Below are 15,161 nucleotides of genomic sequence, written 5' to 3' on the forward strand. Positions count from 1 at the left end.
AATAGGCATTTTGCCTTTTATCGAAGTCTGAAAAACTTTTGTCCTCGTGGCTATATCCTGTATTTCGCTTGGCAATACGGATAGCTTCTTTTAGGTCGGTTACTTCAATTTCGTAACCGTTCAAATCCGTTACTTTCATAGTGTTACAATTTTGCGTTCCAAAAGAGTTTCCAATATCTCATAATCGCTTTCGTACTCTTCTCCCTCAAAGTGGTAGAGGTCTGTTTCTTCATTCTGTTCGTAGGCTTCAAAATCATCATCGCCCAAAAATATATCGCTGAGTATGCCGTCCCGATAAGTTGCTCTGCCGTAAACAAGGTTTCCCATTTCCTCATAGTCCTGTACGAAATTCACTTTATAGAGGCTTGCTATTCCCTGCAACACTTCAATATTTGGCGACCACTTTGTTTCATATTGAAATTGTCCTTCATCGCCCTCGTGCCAATAGATATTGAAGAAATACCCACCGTTGGTATCTTCCATAAATTCGGGAAATTGCCCTTGCTCGGTTTTTTCTTCCTTTTCTTTCATTGATTGAAAAAGTTCCTGTATCGCTGTGATTGCTTCGGGAGTTCCCTCGAATACAACCGTATTACTGCACCAATTTGCCATAATGAATATTTTGATAGGCTACCACCGATTAAGGCGGTAGCCTGTTGTTAATTAATTAAGGTTTAGGATTTCTGCACCGTTCAAAGCAAAACCACTACACAATTCAAATGCTTTCTGTGATTTGAGTTGGGCAGTACCACCCAATACAATGCTCTGTAACTTGGCTTCATCGTTCTTATAATTTCTTACGTTCTGATAGTAGCCTGTAACAGCATTGTACGCTCCGAACAATGTGCCTTTGGTGGTGTCCATTTGCTGTGTGTCGCTTATCATCGCATAGGCAAAAGCATCCTCAACGGTATTTTTAAACACGGTGGAAATTTCATCTTCCGCACCTTTTTTAATTAAATCAAGGGTTTCCTTGTTCGGACAAAGTGCCAATTGGATTAACTTTCTTACTTCTCGGTCTGTTACCTTTACTTTTGCCCAATTGTTGAAAATGCCCTCCAATTGGTTACTCAAAGTATTCGCCAATCCCATAATCTTGTGAGCATTCTCGATACGTCCTTTTGCTCCCGATGTGTGTTTGATACGAACTACATTGGTCATACTGCGTAACGAAGCGTTCAGCGTGTTTTGGCAAACGATACGGATAGGAGTAAATGCGGCTGTGATACTTCCGCTACCATCGTGCGAAGTGGTTAGGAAAATGTACTTTTCCGTTACATCATCGCCATTCCCTACACGGATATAGTCGGGCAATTTGGCTGTGATAAAAATACGTTCCCCATTTCCCAATGCTCCTGCGGTTTCATAGAGAATACCCTCGCCACCGCCTACAATAGCATCAAAGAAATTAAAGGCTTCACGGTTTTGTACGATATGGTAATCCTTACCAACTACGCCCAATACTGCATTGTTATCGGTGCGTATGTTGGCGAAATAGTTAGGTACTGCCAATTCGCTACTACCTATCTCTATGCCGTTGGAGGTTTCGATAATGCCCGAACCTTTGGTAAATAGTGGGGATTTTACGACTTCGTAATCTAATCCTGCGTGTCTGATAGCTTCTTCACTCGTTGGGTATTGCTCCACGATTTGTCCTAAACCGTGCCACGCCTTTTGCTGAACGCTGAAAAATGAATAACGTCCTGTTCTTTCGTTGAAATTGATATTATGTGCCATAATGCTTAAAATTTTGATGTTAAAAAATGATTGAATACTCGTTGTTAAAATGGGAGGTCGTCATCTGTTCCCTGTGCTGTAACCTTGTTATTATCGTCTTGTGCAGTAGCCTGTGTGGTTTCGGTTCTCCTGCTACCTCCGTGCAGTTTGATGTTTGAGGTATGGAAATTCAGACCTGCTCTTGCTTCTCCGTCTTTGCTTACCCACGCCCTTGTACTTACTCGTCCTGTGAGTTCTACCAAAGTGCCTTTGGTCAGTAGCCTTGCCACCTTTGCAGAAATCCAATAGGCACAATCGAAGTAGGTTGTTTGCTCTACTCGTTCGCCCTGCTTGTTACGGTAGCTGTCGTTGGTCGCTACTGAAAAGTTTACTACCTGTTTTTCGTTTGACGTTGTGCGTACTTCCGCATCCCTTGTCAGTCTTCCTGTGATGTTCATAATCGTCTTGTTTTAAAAGTTTTACATTTTGTTACGTTCGCTTTTCTCGTTTCCTGCTTCCTGTTGTGGTTTGCTCCGCTTCGCTTCGCATAATTTTTTCCAAAAGAAAAACCGGAAAAAAGAAAGCAGATAATCCAAGCGGGAAACAGCGAAAACCAAGAAAAAAAATGATTTAATGGGGGTTCCTTTAGGGGGAAACCGTTCATTCATTTTTTTATTGGTGGGTGTGTGCGGTGGCTGCCCGCTATAACTTAGCTGCCTTTTTACCGGTTGATTGTGGAAATATTCTGTTCTAAATTTTATGGTATTAATGACCAGGCTATGATAGCCTGTAATTGAGATTTGAAAAACGGAATAGCAGGGCGTGATAGATGGGGATTTCGTTTTTCAATTTTCTATTTCGGAAGTAGGTAATAAGCTCTTTTACAGTGTTGGATTGAGTAGAGGAAAGTAAATGTGCTTTGCCTACACGAAAAGTATAGGCACAAAAAAAGCAGAACCGTTAAGTTCTGCTCTGTTGTGGAGTAATAATAGTTAATCAGATTGCTGCTAAAAATGCTTCTTCCATAGCCTGAAATTTTGGGGCAACTAAATCCATATCCTTACTTATTTTTTGGCTTGTGATTTTAGCATAAATCTGTGTAGTGGAAATGTTTTTATGTCCCATCATTTTGCTAAGGCTTTCAAGAGGTACGCCCTCGGTCAAAAACATTGTTCCGAAAGTATGCCTTGCCGTGTGAAAAGTTACCTTTTGCTCCGTAATGATTTCCGCTTCGACAATCAATTTACCTACGTGAGTATTGCAGGTTACATTGGTCGGAACCGGGAAGATAAATTCATTCCTTGTCGTACCTTGATATTTCTCAATGATGCGTTTAGGGATTTCCATTAATCGAACATTGGACGCAATATCTGATTTCTTTCTTCTGCTGATAATCCACTGATGACCGTCAAAGAAAGATTGAATGTTGTTCCTTGTCAGTTTTTTTATATCCGCATAAGCAAGTCCAGTAAAACAACTGAAAATGAAAAGGTCTTTTACAAGTTCATACCGTGTGTGCGATGGTACGCACATCATCAGCTTTTCTACGTCTTCTTTAAGAATATAACCCCTGTCGGTTTCTTCCATATTGATTTCGTAATCCTGAAACGGATTATCACGTATCAAGCCTTTCTTAATAGCCAGCTCCACCAGACTTAATACAGGCATCGTGTAAACCCAAACCGTATTATGCGCAGACTGTAAGTCGTACCGGAGGTAAAAATCAAATTCACGGATAAAATCGGCAGTCAATTCCCGAAAAGCCATATCATCACGATGATAGCGTTCTTTTATAAAGGTGGTAAGATGATTGTAAACTGTGATATACTTGTTATAGGTACTTTGCGAACGTTCTTCCTTTTCGACCAATTTTTTAAAATCCTCATTTTGGTCGTTGAAGACTTTTAGTATTGCATCATCCATTACACCAACACCCAAAAAGGACAGCTTTACTTTCTGTGAGGTAGCAAAGCCCTCGTGTTTCAGCATATCTTCATAAATCTTGTCGATACGCCCACGTATATTATCTAATTTTTGGTTGATGCTTAAAGCTGTTGCACTTTTACCTTCAACTCTTCCGTACTTTAAATCCCAATTATTGGGGTTTATTTCTAACTTTGTTCCGAAAGTTTTAGCTGTTCCATCAATGGTAATACGTGCCATAATCGGGGCATTACCATTCTTTTTCAGTTCGTTCTTTTTCAAATAGAAAAGTAGTTTGAACGTGGACTTTTTTGTCTGTTCCATAACTCAAATGTTTAATGTTTAAAATTAAATTACATTGAGTTACAAGGGAATGTAAAAAAGGGTGCAAAAGACTGAAATATAATCAGTTAAGCTGTGTGTTTACCTTTGTTAATCGGTAACGAATTAGTAACCTAACCTTGTATTTTCAAGCCCAAAACCTATCAGACACCGAGTTCCAAACTAAGACTACTGTTTTATAAAGCATTGTATAGCAACGGTTTTAATCGTTTTGCGTATTTTTGCTTTTTACTAATCTTTTTTTAATAAAAAAGAAAAAGCTTCACCTAATATATTCTTGATCTCTTTCGTATAATCTTCATTTGTATAACTGGTATTAAATAACATTTTTTTTGATTTTAGTTTACCATTTTTAAAACTTACAAAAACACCTTTTGTGATTTTTGTTTAATTATTATTTAAAAATAATAAACAAAATTAGTATTTTTATAATTGAATTTTTTTATTTAACTTTTTTTGTAGAATTAAGTTTTAAAAACTAAAGAATCAACCGTAATTTTAGAATATGAATTATTTAGTTATCGCTTTTCAAGCTATTGTCGGAATCAGTATTTTAAATGTATGGCTCTTACAAAATAATAAAGCAACACGGTGGCGAGGAGGAAGCGCTACTACGATTTTAGAAGAGTTTGAAAAATATGGAATATCAAAGACACTATGCTATATTACAGGCTTCTTAAAAGTAACCCTTGCTATTTCACTTATCGCTTCGATATGGTATCCTGTGCTAAAGCAACCAGCAGCTTTAGGTTTAGCAACTTTGTTATTAGGCTCTATAGCAATGCATGTCAAAATAAAAGACCCTTTACTTAAATCCTTTCCTGCAGCATTATTTTTAGTTATGTGCTTGTTTATTGCTTTCGTTTGAATTTTATACTAAAGAAAGTCTATCATAATATTCAAAACAGATATATAGGTTAATAAGTGCAAACACGAGTGATGGTAATGATTGTAAAAGACTGTCTCTTATTTTTATTCTTACTAGAAATCCCAAAAGCATTAGAAGTGTTAACCCTGCGGACGCTATAAAGACCAAATCTGGTAAAAGAAAGTAACCAAAAACCAAACCCAAAGAACCCAATAATTGAAAATACCCCGTTAATAATCTTTTTTGTGTATCAAGGCCAAATCGAATAAACTCTTGAGTCATTTTCTTCGAGCTTAAACAATTAATACCATAGAATAAGAAGGCACTACTTGATAAAAACACAGTAATATTTAAGATACTCATATTGTATAATTGTTTTTTAAAGGATGCTATTAACCAATTAACGATTTCATAACTGTAAAGTTTGTAAATAGGTCTCTCCATTTTCAAAATGCTTTTGCTGTTTCTCAGCAGGCATTTTGTCAAACATACGCACCAACATTCCTAATCGTGGATTTGACAAAAAGAAATCACGATGTGTATGCATAAATCGCCAAAAAAGACCATCCCAAGTCGCTTGCCAATCTCCATTTTTATAATTACTCATTTTCATTAGATAGTTACTGCCACTTATATAAGGTTTACTAGCCATTAAACCACCATCTGCAAATTGACTCATTCCGTAAATATTGGTAACCATTACCCAATCATAAGAATCAATAAAGAGTTCCATAAACCACTTATAAACTTCGTCTGGGTCGAACTCACAGAGCATCATAAAATTGCCTAGAACCATCAGTCGTTCTATGTGATGACAATAGCCCGTTTTCAATACTTTTTTAATGGTTTGGTCAATGGGTGGAATACCTGTAGCACCGACATAAAACGAAGCAGGAATTTTCTTTTTAAACTTCCAGAAATTAGTGGTACGTTCTTCGCTTCCTCTAGCTTCATAGATACCTCTTATAAACTCTCGCCATCCTATAATTTGACGTACAAAACCTTCTATGGAATTAATAGGTACATTGTTTCCTTCCGCATACGCTAAACAAGACTCAATAATCTCTTTAGGTGTAATTAAACCCACATTGAGCATAGGGGTTAATACACTATGATTTAGTATCGAATTTTCAGCTACAATGGCATCTTCATATACACCGAACTCCATAAAGCGTTGCTCAAAAAATTGATTGAGCCATGAGGTAGTTGCTTCAAAACTGGTTGGATATAATGAATGCTCTGTAATACTACCTAAATGTTTAGAAAAGTGTTTTTTAACATACTGTTTCGCCTCTTCATAAAAATCATCTACATCTGGAAATTGTATAGATGGTGGTGTCTTTTTAGGAGGGTATTTCTTTCTATTCTCGGTGTCAAATGTCCATTTTCCACCTATCGGTTTTCCATCAGAATCAATAAGTATATTTCGTTTTTTACGCTGTTCTGTATAAAAGGTGGTTTGATGGTATTTCTTTTTGTCGCTTCTAAAAAAAGTAGTTAGCTCTTCCTTCTTATTTAAAAATAAAGGCGAATGATATTGAGTGGATGTTATTCCGCTTTCACGAAAGCATATATCTAAACGTTTCTGAAGCCAGTTATCTGTTGGGTCAATATAGTTGATATGTTCAATACCTTGGCGTTTTAAATCAGGAATAAGCAGTCTGATATCTGAAATTTCTTCTATCGCTTCAACATAATGTACAACGAGGTTTTTACCGTTCTGAAGAAAATGGGCATAGCGTTTCATTGTCGCTCTATGGAATCCTATTTTTTGTTTGTGGAATAGGTACTGCTTAAAGAATAAGTATTCTTCAATTAAGTACACAGGAGCATCTACCTCAAAAATCGGTGATTCTTGAAATAATTGATGTGGAAATATAAGATTGACCTGTTTCATTTATTTCTTCTACAGCGTTCACTACAACATTTAACTTCTTCCCAATTCTTTTCCCATTTTTTACGCCACGCAAATGGACGTTGGCAAACAATACATATCTTTTGCGGGAGATGTTCTTTTTTCATAATTAAAATTCAGGTACTGCATTTACTCTCACAAAGGGGTGTTTTTCAATTTTACTCAACGAATAATAACTGTTCAAGCCTGAAATACCAACACTATTTGCAGCCTCCAAATCAATATCATCATCTACCAATGAAGTATCGGGAAAAATGAGGTGTTCTATTTCTCCAATAATTAAAACGGTCCCATTTTGTTTAATATCAAGCGCTTCTTTAAAACGCATTCCCATTTTAAATGTGCTTTCTTTTACAAACGGAGCTTTAAAATTTTCGATAGTTTCTTCGGAAAGATTACAACGTTCAAATTCTGAAACCGACGCATCAAATTTTGCCGAAGTATAGTGAGCATTTTTAACAAACTCTGGATGAATATGGTTAATCGTGTATACTCCGTTTTCTTGAATATTTCGATACGTATGACCAACTTCTGCAGTTTGAGGTCTAGACACAAAACCAATAAGTGCAGGATTACTTCCTAAATGCACTACCGAGCTAAAGATAGCTAAATTAGTTTGTCCTTTACTGTCTATAGAACCTATAAGATTTGCAGGTTTTATGCCTGTGACCGAATTAATGATTTTTAATCGAGTAATACGGTCTAACTGTTCTATATCTTTTTTAGTGTAAATCATTATGTGTTCTATTTACGTGTGTGTTTAAAAGTCGTTTCTTCTCTTTTTGCACAGCAGGATGCTTCTTATGTCCCCAAATTTTATCTCTTGCGATCCGTGCGCTTTCTTGCAAGTCTACAATGGGTAATGGATAATCTTCACCAATAGTAACACCACAAAACGTTTGTTCCATTTTTGTCATTTTCCAAGGCTCGTGAATGTGAGTTACAGGAATAGTAGCAAGCTCTGGAATCCATTTTTTTATAAATATACCTTGTGGGTCGTGCTCTTGTGAGTTTTTTACAGGGTTGTATAAACGTACGGTATTAATTCCAGTTGTACCTGCTTGCATTTGAAACTGCGGATAATGAATACCTGGTTCGTAATCTAAAAACTGTCTCGCCAAATGGTAGGTACCATCTCGCCAATCTTGGTCAAGATTTAGAGTTAAAAATGAAACGACCATTGCTCGCATTCTAAAATTAATCCACCCTGTTTGTTCTACAGCACGCATACAGGCATCAATTAGAGGATAGCCCGTAGTGCCCGTTTTCCAAGCTTTAATAAAGTTTTCATTTTTTTTATGAGGTAATAGTTCATAACCTCTATTGATACAATCTGTCTCATAGCTGCATTCTACTTCAAATTTTTGAATGAAATGACAATGCCAATGCAATCTGGTGAGCATAGCGGAGAAAGCTCTATTATTTTTGGTTCCGTTAGGATGTGTACCTATAAATTGAAAAGCTTGTTTTACACTTATATTTCCCCATGCCAAATAGGGTGATAGTCTGCTACACCCTGTTCTGCTTTCAGTTGGTTTAGAAATATGCTTTTGGTAATTAAAACCTCTTTTGGCTGTGAACGATTTTAAATACCGCCACGCATTTTGTTCACCAGCAGGTTGAAACTGTTTTTGGTATTCTTTTAGTTGATTCACTAATTTTTCAGGAAACACAAACGGGTGTTGAAGCCTTTCTTGCTTAGAAACTGAATAAGCGTTTTGAATCACTGGATGATGCATTGTAGTGCGCCAGTGTTTGTTCCAAGCATCTCTGTTTTTAATACCTCTTAGAATACCATCTCGCTGTGATTCTTCCCAAATGATACTATGCTGTTTACAAAACGAATTTATTTTTTTATCGCGTTGCCAGGTGAGTTGGGTTCCGCTTTCGCGAAAGCTAAATAGCGTTTTTATATTATAAGATAATTGCAAGTATTCAAATACATCAATGGCCTCGCCATAAAATACATCTACACCCCTATTAAAAGGCGATAGTGTCTTGTTTAATGCTGTAATAGAATGATAGATAAACTGTAAATGTCTTGGACTGGTATCTGGATATGCAATAAGAGAAGGCTCAAACAAATATATAATACGATATGGAATACCAGCACGTTCTGCCTTTAGTAGAGGCTCGTGGTCTTGAGAACGTATATCACGCTTTAACCAAACAATATGTATAGCTTTCCTTTTCAATAGGTTAGCTGTTTTTTACACTTTTTCCAAAAGGAAAAGAAAGAAGGGTAATAGCCTTGTACAGTAAACATCCAATCTCTCGGTTCTTCAATACCATCATAATACTTATTTAAAGGATGTTCCTTATAGTAGATATTTCCAAAGTTATGACTTGTAATAAGGTCATTAAATTCTCCAACATAAATTTGAATATTTGGTATGTTTTCTTCGGAAATAGTAATGATAAAATCAAGTGTCTTTTGCGAAATAGGATATTGATTAAAATGCGAAGGTTCTAATAGTAGAATTCTATTTGTTGAAATATCTTTTTTCCAAAGTGGGTCTAGATTGTAAAAGTTATAGATACAGGTAGGGAGTGTTTCATCAATTACAATTGACTCCAATTTAGGCAATGGTGTTTTTAATTTTAATAAAGGTGTATCCTTTAAAATCTCAGGAATCGTAATAGAAGTTAAAGCTTCATAGGGTACATCTAAAAAAGTGCCTTTTTGTTGTGTAAAACAATATTTATTGATGTTATCTTGATTGGCAACATATTTTTTATTTGCATTGGCTCCGGCCACCCATTGCCAACTCAGGGCATTACTCGCCCAATCTGCATCCAGTAAATGGTAGTACATCCATTGCGCAGGAACTTTCCAATGGCTTTGTCTCATATTACAAGCTATGGACGCTATGTACATTCTTAAGTGGTTGTGTATATATCCTGTTTTATAAAATTCTTGAATGCCTCTGTCTATAGCTTCAATTCCTGTATTGGCATCAACAATCGCCTTTGAAACAGCCATATTAGAAACAGGCTTTTGTTCGTGTTTTAAATCATTGTTTATGGCATCACCTTTGGCTATCCAAATTTGTTGCCAGTAATCTCTCCAAGCCAATTCTTGAATAAATTTTTCAATTTGAGTAGGTTTATAACCTCGGTTAAGAACTTCAGAAAGTATAAATTTTGTAGAGATAATGCCCCTAGAAATATAAGGGGACAAATAAGTGATTGAACCATTTATATAATCGCGAGTCGAACCATATTTAAGCGGGTCTATGTTTCTAACACGCTGAAGAATTTCTGCATAAGAAGTTGGAAATATGGAATCTTGATGTTCAAATAATTCCATTTAACGCTTACTTATTTTATTCCCTGAAATTGCCTTTTGGCGAGAACATTTAAAACGTGAGATATCAGGATTACGCTTTTTTAAATGCTTTTGGCTAACACCGCTATTTATACGCTTGCGCCAAAGCTTAAAACTCGATGCTTTAAGATTGCTACGCATCACTTTAATAACCTCTTTTTCAGGTAATTCAAACTGGAATAGAATCTCTTCAAAAGGAGTTCGGTCTTCCCAAGCCATTTCTATAATGCGGTCTAGTTCTCTCTCTGTGAATTGTTTTGTGTTTGCCATACTAGAGCTATATTTTTTTCCAAATTTGGTCTGTGTTCAAATAAAAACTACCAAGAGCATTGAAACTTAATTGTTCTGGCGCTATGATGGAAAGAAAGGATTCTACTTTTTCTCTTTTGTACCAATGATATACTTCGCCAAGGATGGGCTCAAAAGTAAATTTTGCATTAAGTAGGAGTTTATTATACTCAAACTCCTGCAATACTTTTTCGTATTCACCTTTAAGCTCTAAATATTTGGTTTCAACCTTGTGGTTTATTTTATAGATGCTTCCATTTTTCCAAGCAATTGTATCTGTAGTAGTTATTACTGGCGCACCAACAGAAGTAGCATAAGTCTTTATTGCAGCATCATATTTTTGAGTTTTTTTATCAAAAACTACATTATCTGGTTTTTTATCTTCTGCCATTTTTAATCAAAGCTTATTAACTCAGTTTTTCTAGTTGTTTCATTACTTCTTCTGCATCATAGGCTTTCTGATCGCTCATTTTTCTATTCGTAGTAGATAAACTGTGAGCTTCCCTTAAAAGCTTTTCATACTGAGCTTGTAATTTTTCTTTCTCTGATTTCTTTTTTAATAATCCGAACATATTGTTGTTTATAATATCTAGAAATAGGTTTCTAGAAAATACCCCACAAAGATACGATATGTTTAATTATTTTTAGTTAATGTTAAACAAAATGAATTCATTGTTATTATGAATCTTTAACAAAAAAAATCAGTTATGATATTATCATTATTAATGTAAATCAATAAGCGTTAATTGTTTTTTTTAAAATGTATTTAATGTTTGTATTGATATATCTCTTTTGTAGATCCGCTTATCGATAAGGAGCAAATAAACCACATTACCTCTAAATCTAAAGTTTATAATAAACTGAATGATAGTACAGGATACATTGTTTTTAGTAATAAGGTGTTTATACAAGTGTTAGAAGGAAAAGAAACCGATATAAGAAACTTGCTTGCGAAAATAAAAACAGATAATCGTCATATAGGAATTTCTTTATTGGCAAGTGGAGAGATAGAAGAGAAACCATTTACTGGATGGAATACCATTAGTGAAACTACTTATGGCTTGGATTTTAATCAGCATATCCATTTTGAAAATAACATAAGGGAATTAGCTAAGTCAGCCGATTAGAATACAAAAGCTTCAAGTATTTTTTGGAATTACTTGTATGATTTGTCAACTCCCAAACATTAAAATCTATTTAGTTGAATTGAAATTAGATTATCTAAAGCCAATCAGCACTTTCCCCTTCATTTCACGAAAAGCTACATTTTGAGAAAAGAGCTTCTTAAAAAATCTTGAACCCAGTCGCAGAAAAAGCGACAGCGTTCGCCTAGCAAAAAGATTACCACAACCCTTTCTTCACAAGAAAGAAAATTCTGCCCGAGACGAACTGCATAACCGTTCGCTAGCCCATTCGACTGCGCTCAGGACAAGATCACTTTTATAAGTTCTTACTCGTTCACAATTTTAGTGTTGGTTACCGAAAAGGTAACGGCGATGGCGCTATGGGAAGTAAGTGATTGAAATTGAATTGAACCTAATCTGTATCATTTTGCTATAAATGAAATCGGTAATTATATGGCAACATAGAATTCAATATCAAAAGAAAAGGAAAACGCTCAAGATATAATAAGTGTAATTTTAAAGGAAAAAGCATATCAAATTACATCAATATAAACCATCTATTATGGATTTATAAATTATATTAAATATTTGATCATCAATTAATTAAATTATACAACTTTCATTTAACACTAAAAAACAATGATGTTAAAAGCACCTAAAATTGCTTTTCAGCCTTAGTTAAAAAGTATAAAAATCCTGAAATGAAGGAATCGAATAGCAAGAGGGTAACGGGCAAAGCCACGTTACGAATATTAGATTTTTTTAAAAAAGCCTTATTTATAGGAGGTTCGTGAAGTTTTTGTTTTTTTAAGAATTTGACGTGATATACTGCTTTTTAGTAAAAACAATTGTTATTCGCCATAAGCAGGCATCTATTTTACTAAAAACCATGGATAAAGGATACGAAAAAGAAGAATTTGAAACTTTAAAAATCAAAAGTTCAGTAGCTGGTCAATTTAGAAAATTTAGTGAAATGTTGTCAAAATCTCAATCGATAACATTGCTCTTAATGTTAATTTTTTTTTTTAGGAAAATGGAATTTCACCAACGGAGCGTTTAGGACCTCGGATGGAAACCTTGGAAAACAGAATTTCCATACTTATCAAGAAACGAATGAACGACATGATCGCTATCATGAAAGATATCGAAAAGTCGCAGACCAAACCTACTAAGTAACAAGATCAATTATATAGTCCACTTAAATACTGTATTGACGCGTTTCAATAATGACCAATGTATTAGACAGGGTCACATTGCTTTGTATATGGCACTGTTCCAGAAATGGAATAGGTCATTCTTTAAAAAGATATTTATGATCAACCGAAATGAGATCATGTACATGGCAAAGTTCAGATCAAAAACAACGCATCTCAATCATATCAGAGATCTGTATGAGTGGAGTTATCTGAAATACCAACCATCTTTCGGTCCGAGAAAAGGTTCAAGAATCAACATGTCCAAATTTGGGACAAGTATCGAACATGCTCTGTACCCTACCTTACCAGAATCTAGCCAACAGTATCCCGAAACCAGGCCAAAAGTTGGTACTCTCTTTAAAAATAAAAACAATAAAAAACTATATAAACTGACTAAGCCAAAAAATGAAGAGGCTGTCATTAATTTTTTTAATAAAAATGGATGGCCAGAAATAGAAGGAATCAAATCTCACACATTCTTAAAATCCAAAAACTATCAAATTGAAAATGGCTCGAAAATAGATGATTGGAAAATAGCTGCACTAAAGTTCTCGAAAAATGATTTCCAAAAAATTTAACCCTGATTTGAGCTGACCAATTTTTGGCTGCGTAAATCGAATGAGTCAAGTGTGGAAAAAAAACAAGCGTTATTCGCTATGGAATTATTTAAACTTATTCCTCAAAATTTCCATATCCTTGCTTACTTTCATATCTAAGATTTTAGCGTAATGCTGTGTGGTTTTCAAATTAGTATGACCAAGCATCTTACTCACGGATTCAATAGGTACCCCATTAGTAAGCGTAACTGTAGTCGCAAAGGTATGTCTGGCTAAATGAAAGGTTAGGTTTTTAGTAATACCAGCTAAAGTCGCAATCTCTTTTATATATGCATTCATTTTTTGATTACTGAGAACAGGTAAAACCAAGTCTTTTTCTTTTAGTAGCTCATTATCTTTGTACTTTTCAATTATTGTTTGAGCAATGGGTAAAATCGGGATATTGCTTCTGGTATCGGTTTTAGAGCGTTTGGTCTTAACCCATTCTTCACCATCCACACTTAAAACGATGTCACCTTTATTCAATTTTTTGACATCGGCATATGCCAGACCCGTGAAACAAACAAAAGATAAAAATATCTCGTACTTGGTCGAGTCGTTCCATTTTGAGTTCTATCTCGATAATTCTTTGAATTTCTTCTTCATTCAAGAACTCACGCTCAACAATTTTTAGTTTGGCTTTCCAATATAAGAATGGGTCTTTATCAATCCAATCATTGGCGTGCGCAATTCGGATAATCTTTTTAAAGTTAGTGATGTATTTAATTGCAGAGTTGTGCGCACATTTTCGAGTTGTTTTAAGGTAGTATTCCAATCCTGTAATGAATTTATGATCTACATCCTTTACAGGAACATCATTTTTCTTGTATTTCTTCTTAATAAAATCTGTTACGTGTTTTTTGCATGTGCGATACCGTTCAGCAGTTCCAGCCGCAAAATCTTTTCCTATGAGGCTATCAACTTTATCATTATGCTCTTGTAATATTTCTAGAAGCATTTTTTTTGTTTTGTCTTTACCTACATATACATCGAGTAATTGAGCAGCAGTATACGTTGTTCCGTCTCGTTGAAACTTTTGTTCTATGGTGTAGATTTTATTTTTAATAAAGTCAATTTCTCTATTTATTTCCTGATTCTCTGACGAATTCCCTAATGCTTTCTGTAATCTACTATTCCATAAATCGGTATGCACTTTTCGATTAATACTACACTCGGCCCGCTTACCGTCTATAGTTATACGCAGATAAATATTGGTATAACTCTGAAGATTAGCTTTACTTTTTTTGACATAAAATAATATGGAGAGCTGAACTGACACCGAATGAATTTAAAACTTACTTCAATGTAGTAAAAAATAATCAAATCAGTATTATTTTAAACAACTGTATATCAATTATTTAACATCTATTCGGTGTCAGTTTTAGATAGTTTTTAAGTGACACCGAATTAGCCCCTTTTAGATTGCTATTATTTGATATTAAATGAAATCAATAAAAATGAAAAACCCTCTAAATCAATGATTTAGAGGGTTTTTGTTGCCGTTTATAGGACTTTCTGCGGAGAAAGAGGAACTATCCATTATATTTAAAGGTGCTGATAATCAAGTAGTTGATTTTTCAAAAACCATAATTACGCACCGAACTACGCACCTATTTTTCAACCACTTGAAATACAGTGATTTACATTTTATTTTTTACGTGATATTATTTTAGCTACAAAAAATGAATAAATTATTTTGAAACAAATTGGGCGCAAAATTATTTTTGCATTTTCTTAAACTTTAACATTTAAAAATCTTTTACTCCGAGGGTTCGAATGTTTTTATCTAGGTTCGGGAGTAAATTAATTTTATCCGTAAATTCCGAAATAATAGGAGAATATATTTCTGAGTTTTTGACCAAATT

20 protein-coding genes are annotated in these 15,161 nt (G+C 34.7%); 5 read left to right on the top strand and 15 right to left on the bottom strand.

What is annotated here, in order from left to right; all coding sequences use genetic code 11:
* Positions 1-135 precede the first annotated feature (135 nt).
* From AACZ49_RS10520 to AACZ49_RS10535, 4 genes are all read right to left on the bottom strand, one after another.
* Entirely contained in the window at positions 136-612 is a 477-nt protein-coding gene (locus tag AACZ49_RS10520) for a hypothetical protein (RefSeq protein WP_225603983.1), read from the bottom strand.
* 51 nt (positions 613-663) lie between these two features.
* Complete coding sequence (locus AACZ49_RS10525) at positions 664-1,737, bottom strand: DUF932 domain-containing protein (protein ID WP_225603984.1); 1,074 nt, start codon at positions 1,735-1,737, stop codon at positions 664-666.
* A gap of 44 nt (positions 1,738-1,781) precedes the next feature.
* On the bottom strand, positions 1,782-2,174 hold the full coding sequence (locus tag AACZ49_RS10530; RefSeq protein WP_225603985.1) for a single-stranded DNA-binding protein: 393 nt from the start codon (positions 2,172-2,174) through the stop codon (positions 1,782-1,784).
* A gap of 538 nt (positions 2,175-2,712) precedes the next feature.
* Complete coding sequence (locus AACZ49_RS10535; RefSeq protein WP_225603986.1) at positions 2,713-3,963, bottom strand: site-specific integrase; 1,251 nt, start codon at positions 3,961-3,963, stop codon at positions 2,713-2,715.
* A gap of 523 nt (positions 3,964-4,486) precedes the next feature.
* Here AACZ49_RS10535 and AACZ49_RS10540 point away from each other — a divergent pair.
* Positions 4,487-4,849 (top strand): DoxX family protein, encoded by a 363-nt coding sequence (locus AACZ49_RS10540; RefSeq protein ID WP_339654371.1) that lies wholly within the window; start codon positions 4,487-4,489, stop codon positions 4,847-4,849.
* A gap of 3 nt (positions 4,850-4,852) precedes the next feature.
* On the opposite strand, the gene AACZ49_RS10545 is transcribed toward AACZ49_RS10540, so the two are convergent.
* From AACZ49_RS10545 to AACZ49_RS10585, 9 genes are read right to left on the bottom strand one after another with little or no spacing between them, the layout of a single operon-like run.
* A complete protein-coding gene (locus AACZ49_RS10545) occupies positions 4,853-5,212 on the bottom strand; it encodes a DoxX family protein (protein ID WP_339654372.1) in 360 nt (119 codons plus the stop codon).
* Positions 5,213-5,258: 46 nt separating this feature from the next.
* On the bottom strand, positions 5,259-6,746 hold the full coding sequence (locus AACZ49_RS10550; RefSeq protein WP_339654374.1) for a cryptochrome/photolyase family protein: 1,488 nt from the start codon (positions 6,744-6,746) through the stop codon (positions 5,259-5,261).
* Entirely contained in the window at positions 6,743-6,871 is a 129-nt protein-coding gene (locus AACZ49_RS10555) for a DUF2256 domain-containing protein (RefSeq protein ID WP_339654376.1), read from the bottom strand. The genes AACZ49_RS10550 and AACZ49_RS10555 overlap by 4 nt, the downstream gene beginning before the upstream one ends.
* Positions 6,872-6,873: 2 nt before the next feature.
* Positions 6,874-7,500, bottom strand: coding sequence for a flavin reductase (locus AACZ49_RS10560; protein WP_339654379.1), 627 nt, complete (start codon positions 7,498-7,500; stop codon positions 6,874-6,876).
* Complete coding sequence (locus AACZ49_RS10565; RefSeq protein WP_339654381.1) at positions 7,487-8,959, bottom strand: FAD-binding domain-containing protein; 1,473 nt, start codon at positions 8,957-8,959, stop codon at positions 7,487-7,489. Before AACZ49_RS10565 ends, AACZ49_RS10560 begins: the two co-directional genes overlap by 14 nt.
* A complete protein-coding gene (locus AACZ49_RS10570) occupies positions 8,956-10,074 on the bottom strand; it encodes an FAD-binding domain-containing protein (RefSeq protein ID WP_339654383.1) in 1,119 nt (372 codons plus the stop codon). Before AACZ49_RS10570 ends, AACZ49_RS10565 begins: the two co-directional genes overlap by 4 nt.
* Complete coding sequence (locus AACZ49_RS10575) at positions 10,075-10,362, bottom strand: TIGR03643 family protein (RefSeq protein WP_339654385.1); 288 nt, start codon at positions 10,360-10,362, stop codon at positions 10,075-10,077.
* 7 nt (positions 10,363-10,369) lie between these two features.
* On the bottom strand, positions 10,370-10,771 hold the full coding sequence (locus AACZ49_RS10580) for a DUF2452 domain-containing protein (RefSeq protein WP_339654387.1): 402 nt from the start codon (positions 10,769-10,771) through the stop codon (positions 10,370-10,372).
* A 16-nt stretch (positions 10,772-10,787) separates the two neighbouring features.
* Positions 10,788-10,952 (bottom strand): Lacal_2735 family protein, encoded by a 165-nt coding sequence (locus tag AACZ49_RS10585; protein WP_339654390.1) that lies wholly within the window; start codon positions 10,950-10,952, stop codon positions 10,788-10,790.
* A gap of 213 nt (positions 10,953-11,165) precedes the next feature.
* On the opposite strand from AACZ49_RS10585, the gene AACZ49_RS10590 reads away from it, so the two are divergent.
* The 4 genes from AACZ49_RS10590 (at position 11,166) to AACZ49_RS10605 (ending at position 13,278) form a co-directional block, all read left to right on the top strand.
* Positions 11,166-11,507, top strand: a complete 342-nt coding sequence (locus tag AACZ49_RS10590; protein ID WP_339654744.1) for a BLUF domain-containing protein — start codon at positions 11,166-11,168, stop codon at positions 11,505-11,507.
* 886 nt (positions 11,508-12,393) lie between these two features.
* Positions 12,394-12,564: a BfmA/BtgA family mobilization protein gene (locus AACZ49_RS10595; RefSeq protein WP_339654393.1), complete on the top strand. Its 171-nt coding sequence runs from the start codon at positions 12,394-12,396 to the stop codon at positions 12,562-12,564.
* Positions 12,565-12,572: 8 nt separating this feature from the next.
* On the top strand, positions 12,573-12,680 hold the full coding sequence (locus AACZ49_RS10600) for a BfmA/BtgA family mobilization protein (RefSeq protein WP_339654396.1): 108 nt from the start codon (positions 12,573-12,575) through the stop codon (positions 12,678-12,680).
* A gap of 136 nt (positions 12,681-12,816) precedes the next feature.
* Complete coding sequence (locus AACZ49_RS10605) at positions 12,817-13,278, top strand: hypothetical protein (protein ID WP_339654398.1); 462 nt, start codon at positions 12,817-12,819, stop codon at positions 13,276-13,278.
* Positions 13,279-13,362: 84 nt separating this feature from the next.
* Here the strand turns inward: AACZ49_RS10605 and AACZ49_RS10610 are convergent, their stop codons facing one another.
* Both AACZ49_RS10610 and AACZ49_RS10615 read right to left on the bottom strand, forming a co-directional pair.
* Positions 13,363-13,836: a site-specific integrase gene (locus tag AACZ49_RS10610; RefSeq protein WP_339654747.1), complete on the bottom strand. Its 474-nt coding sequence runs from the start codon at positions 13,834-13,836 to the stop codon at positions 13,363-13,365.
* Positions 13,775-14,575 carry a phage integrase SAM-like domain and Arm DNA-binding domain-containing protein gene (locus tag AACZ49_RS10615; protein ID WP_339654399.1) on the bottom strand — a complete coding sequence of 267 codons (801 nt, stop codon included), beginning with the start codon at positions 14,573-14,575 and terminating at the stop codon, positions 13,775-13,777. The genes AACZ49_RS10610 and AACZ49_RS10615 overlap by 62 nt, the downstream gene beginning before the upstream one ends.
* Between the last annotated feature and the right edge of the window lie 586 nt (positions 14,576-15,161).

This window comes from uncultured Maribacter sp., from assembly GCF_963975365.1.
GTDB lineage: Bacteria > Bacteroidota > Bacteroidia > Flavobacteriales > Flavobacteriaceae > Maribacter.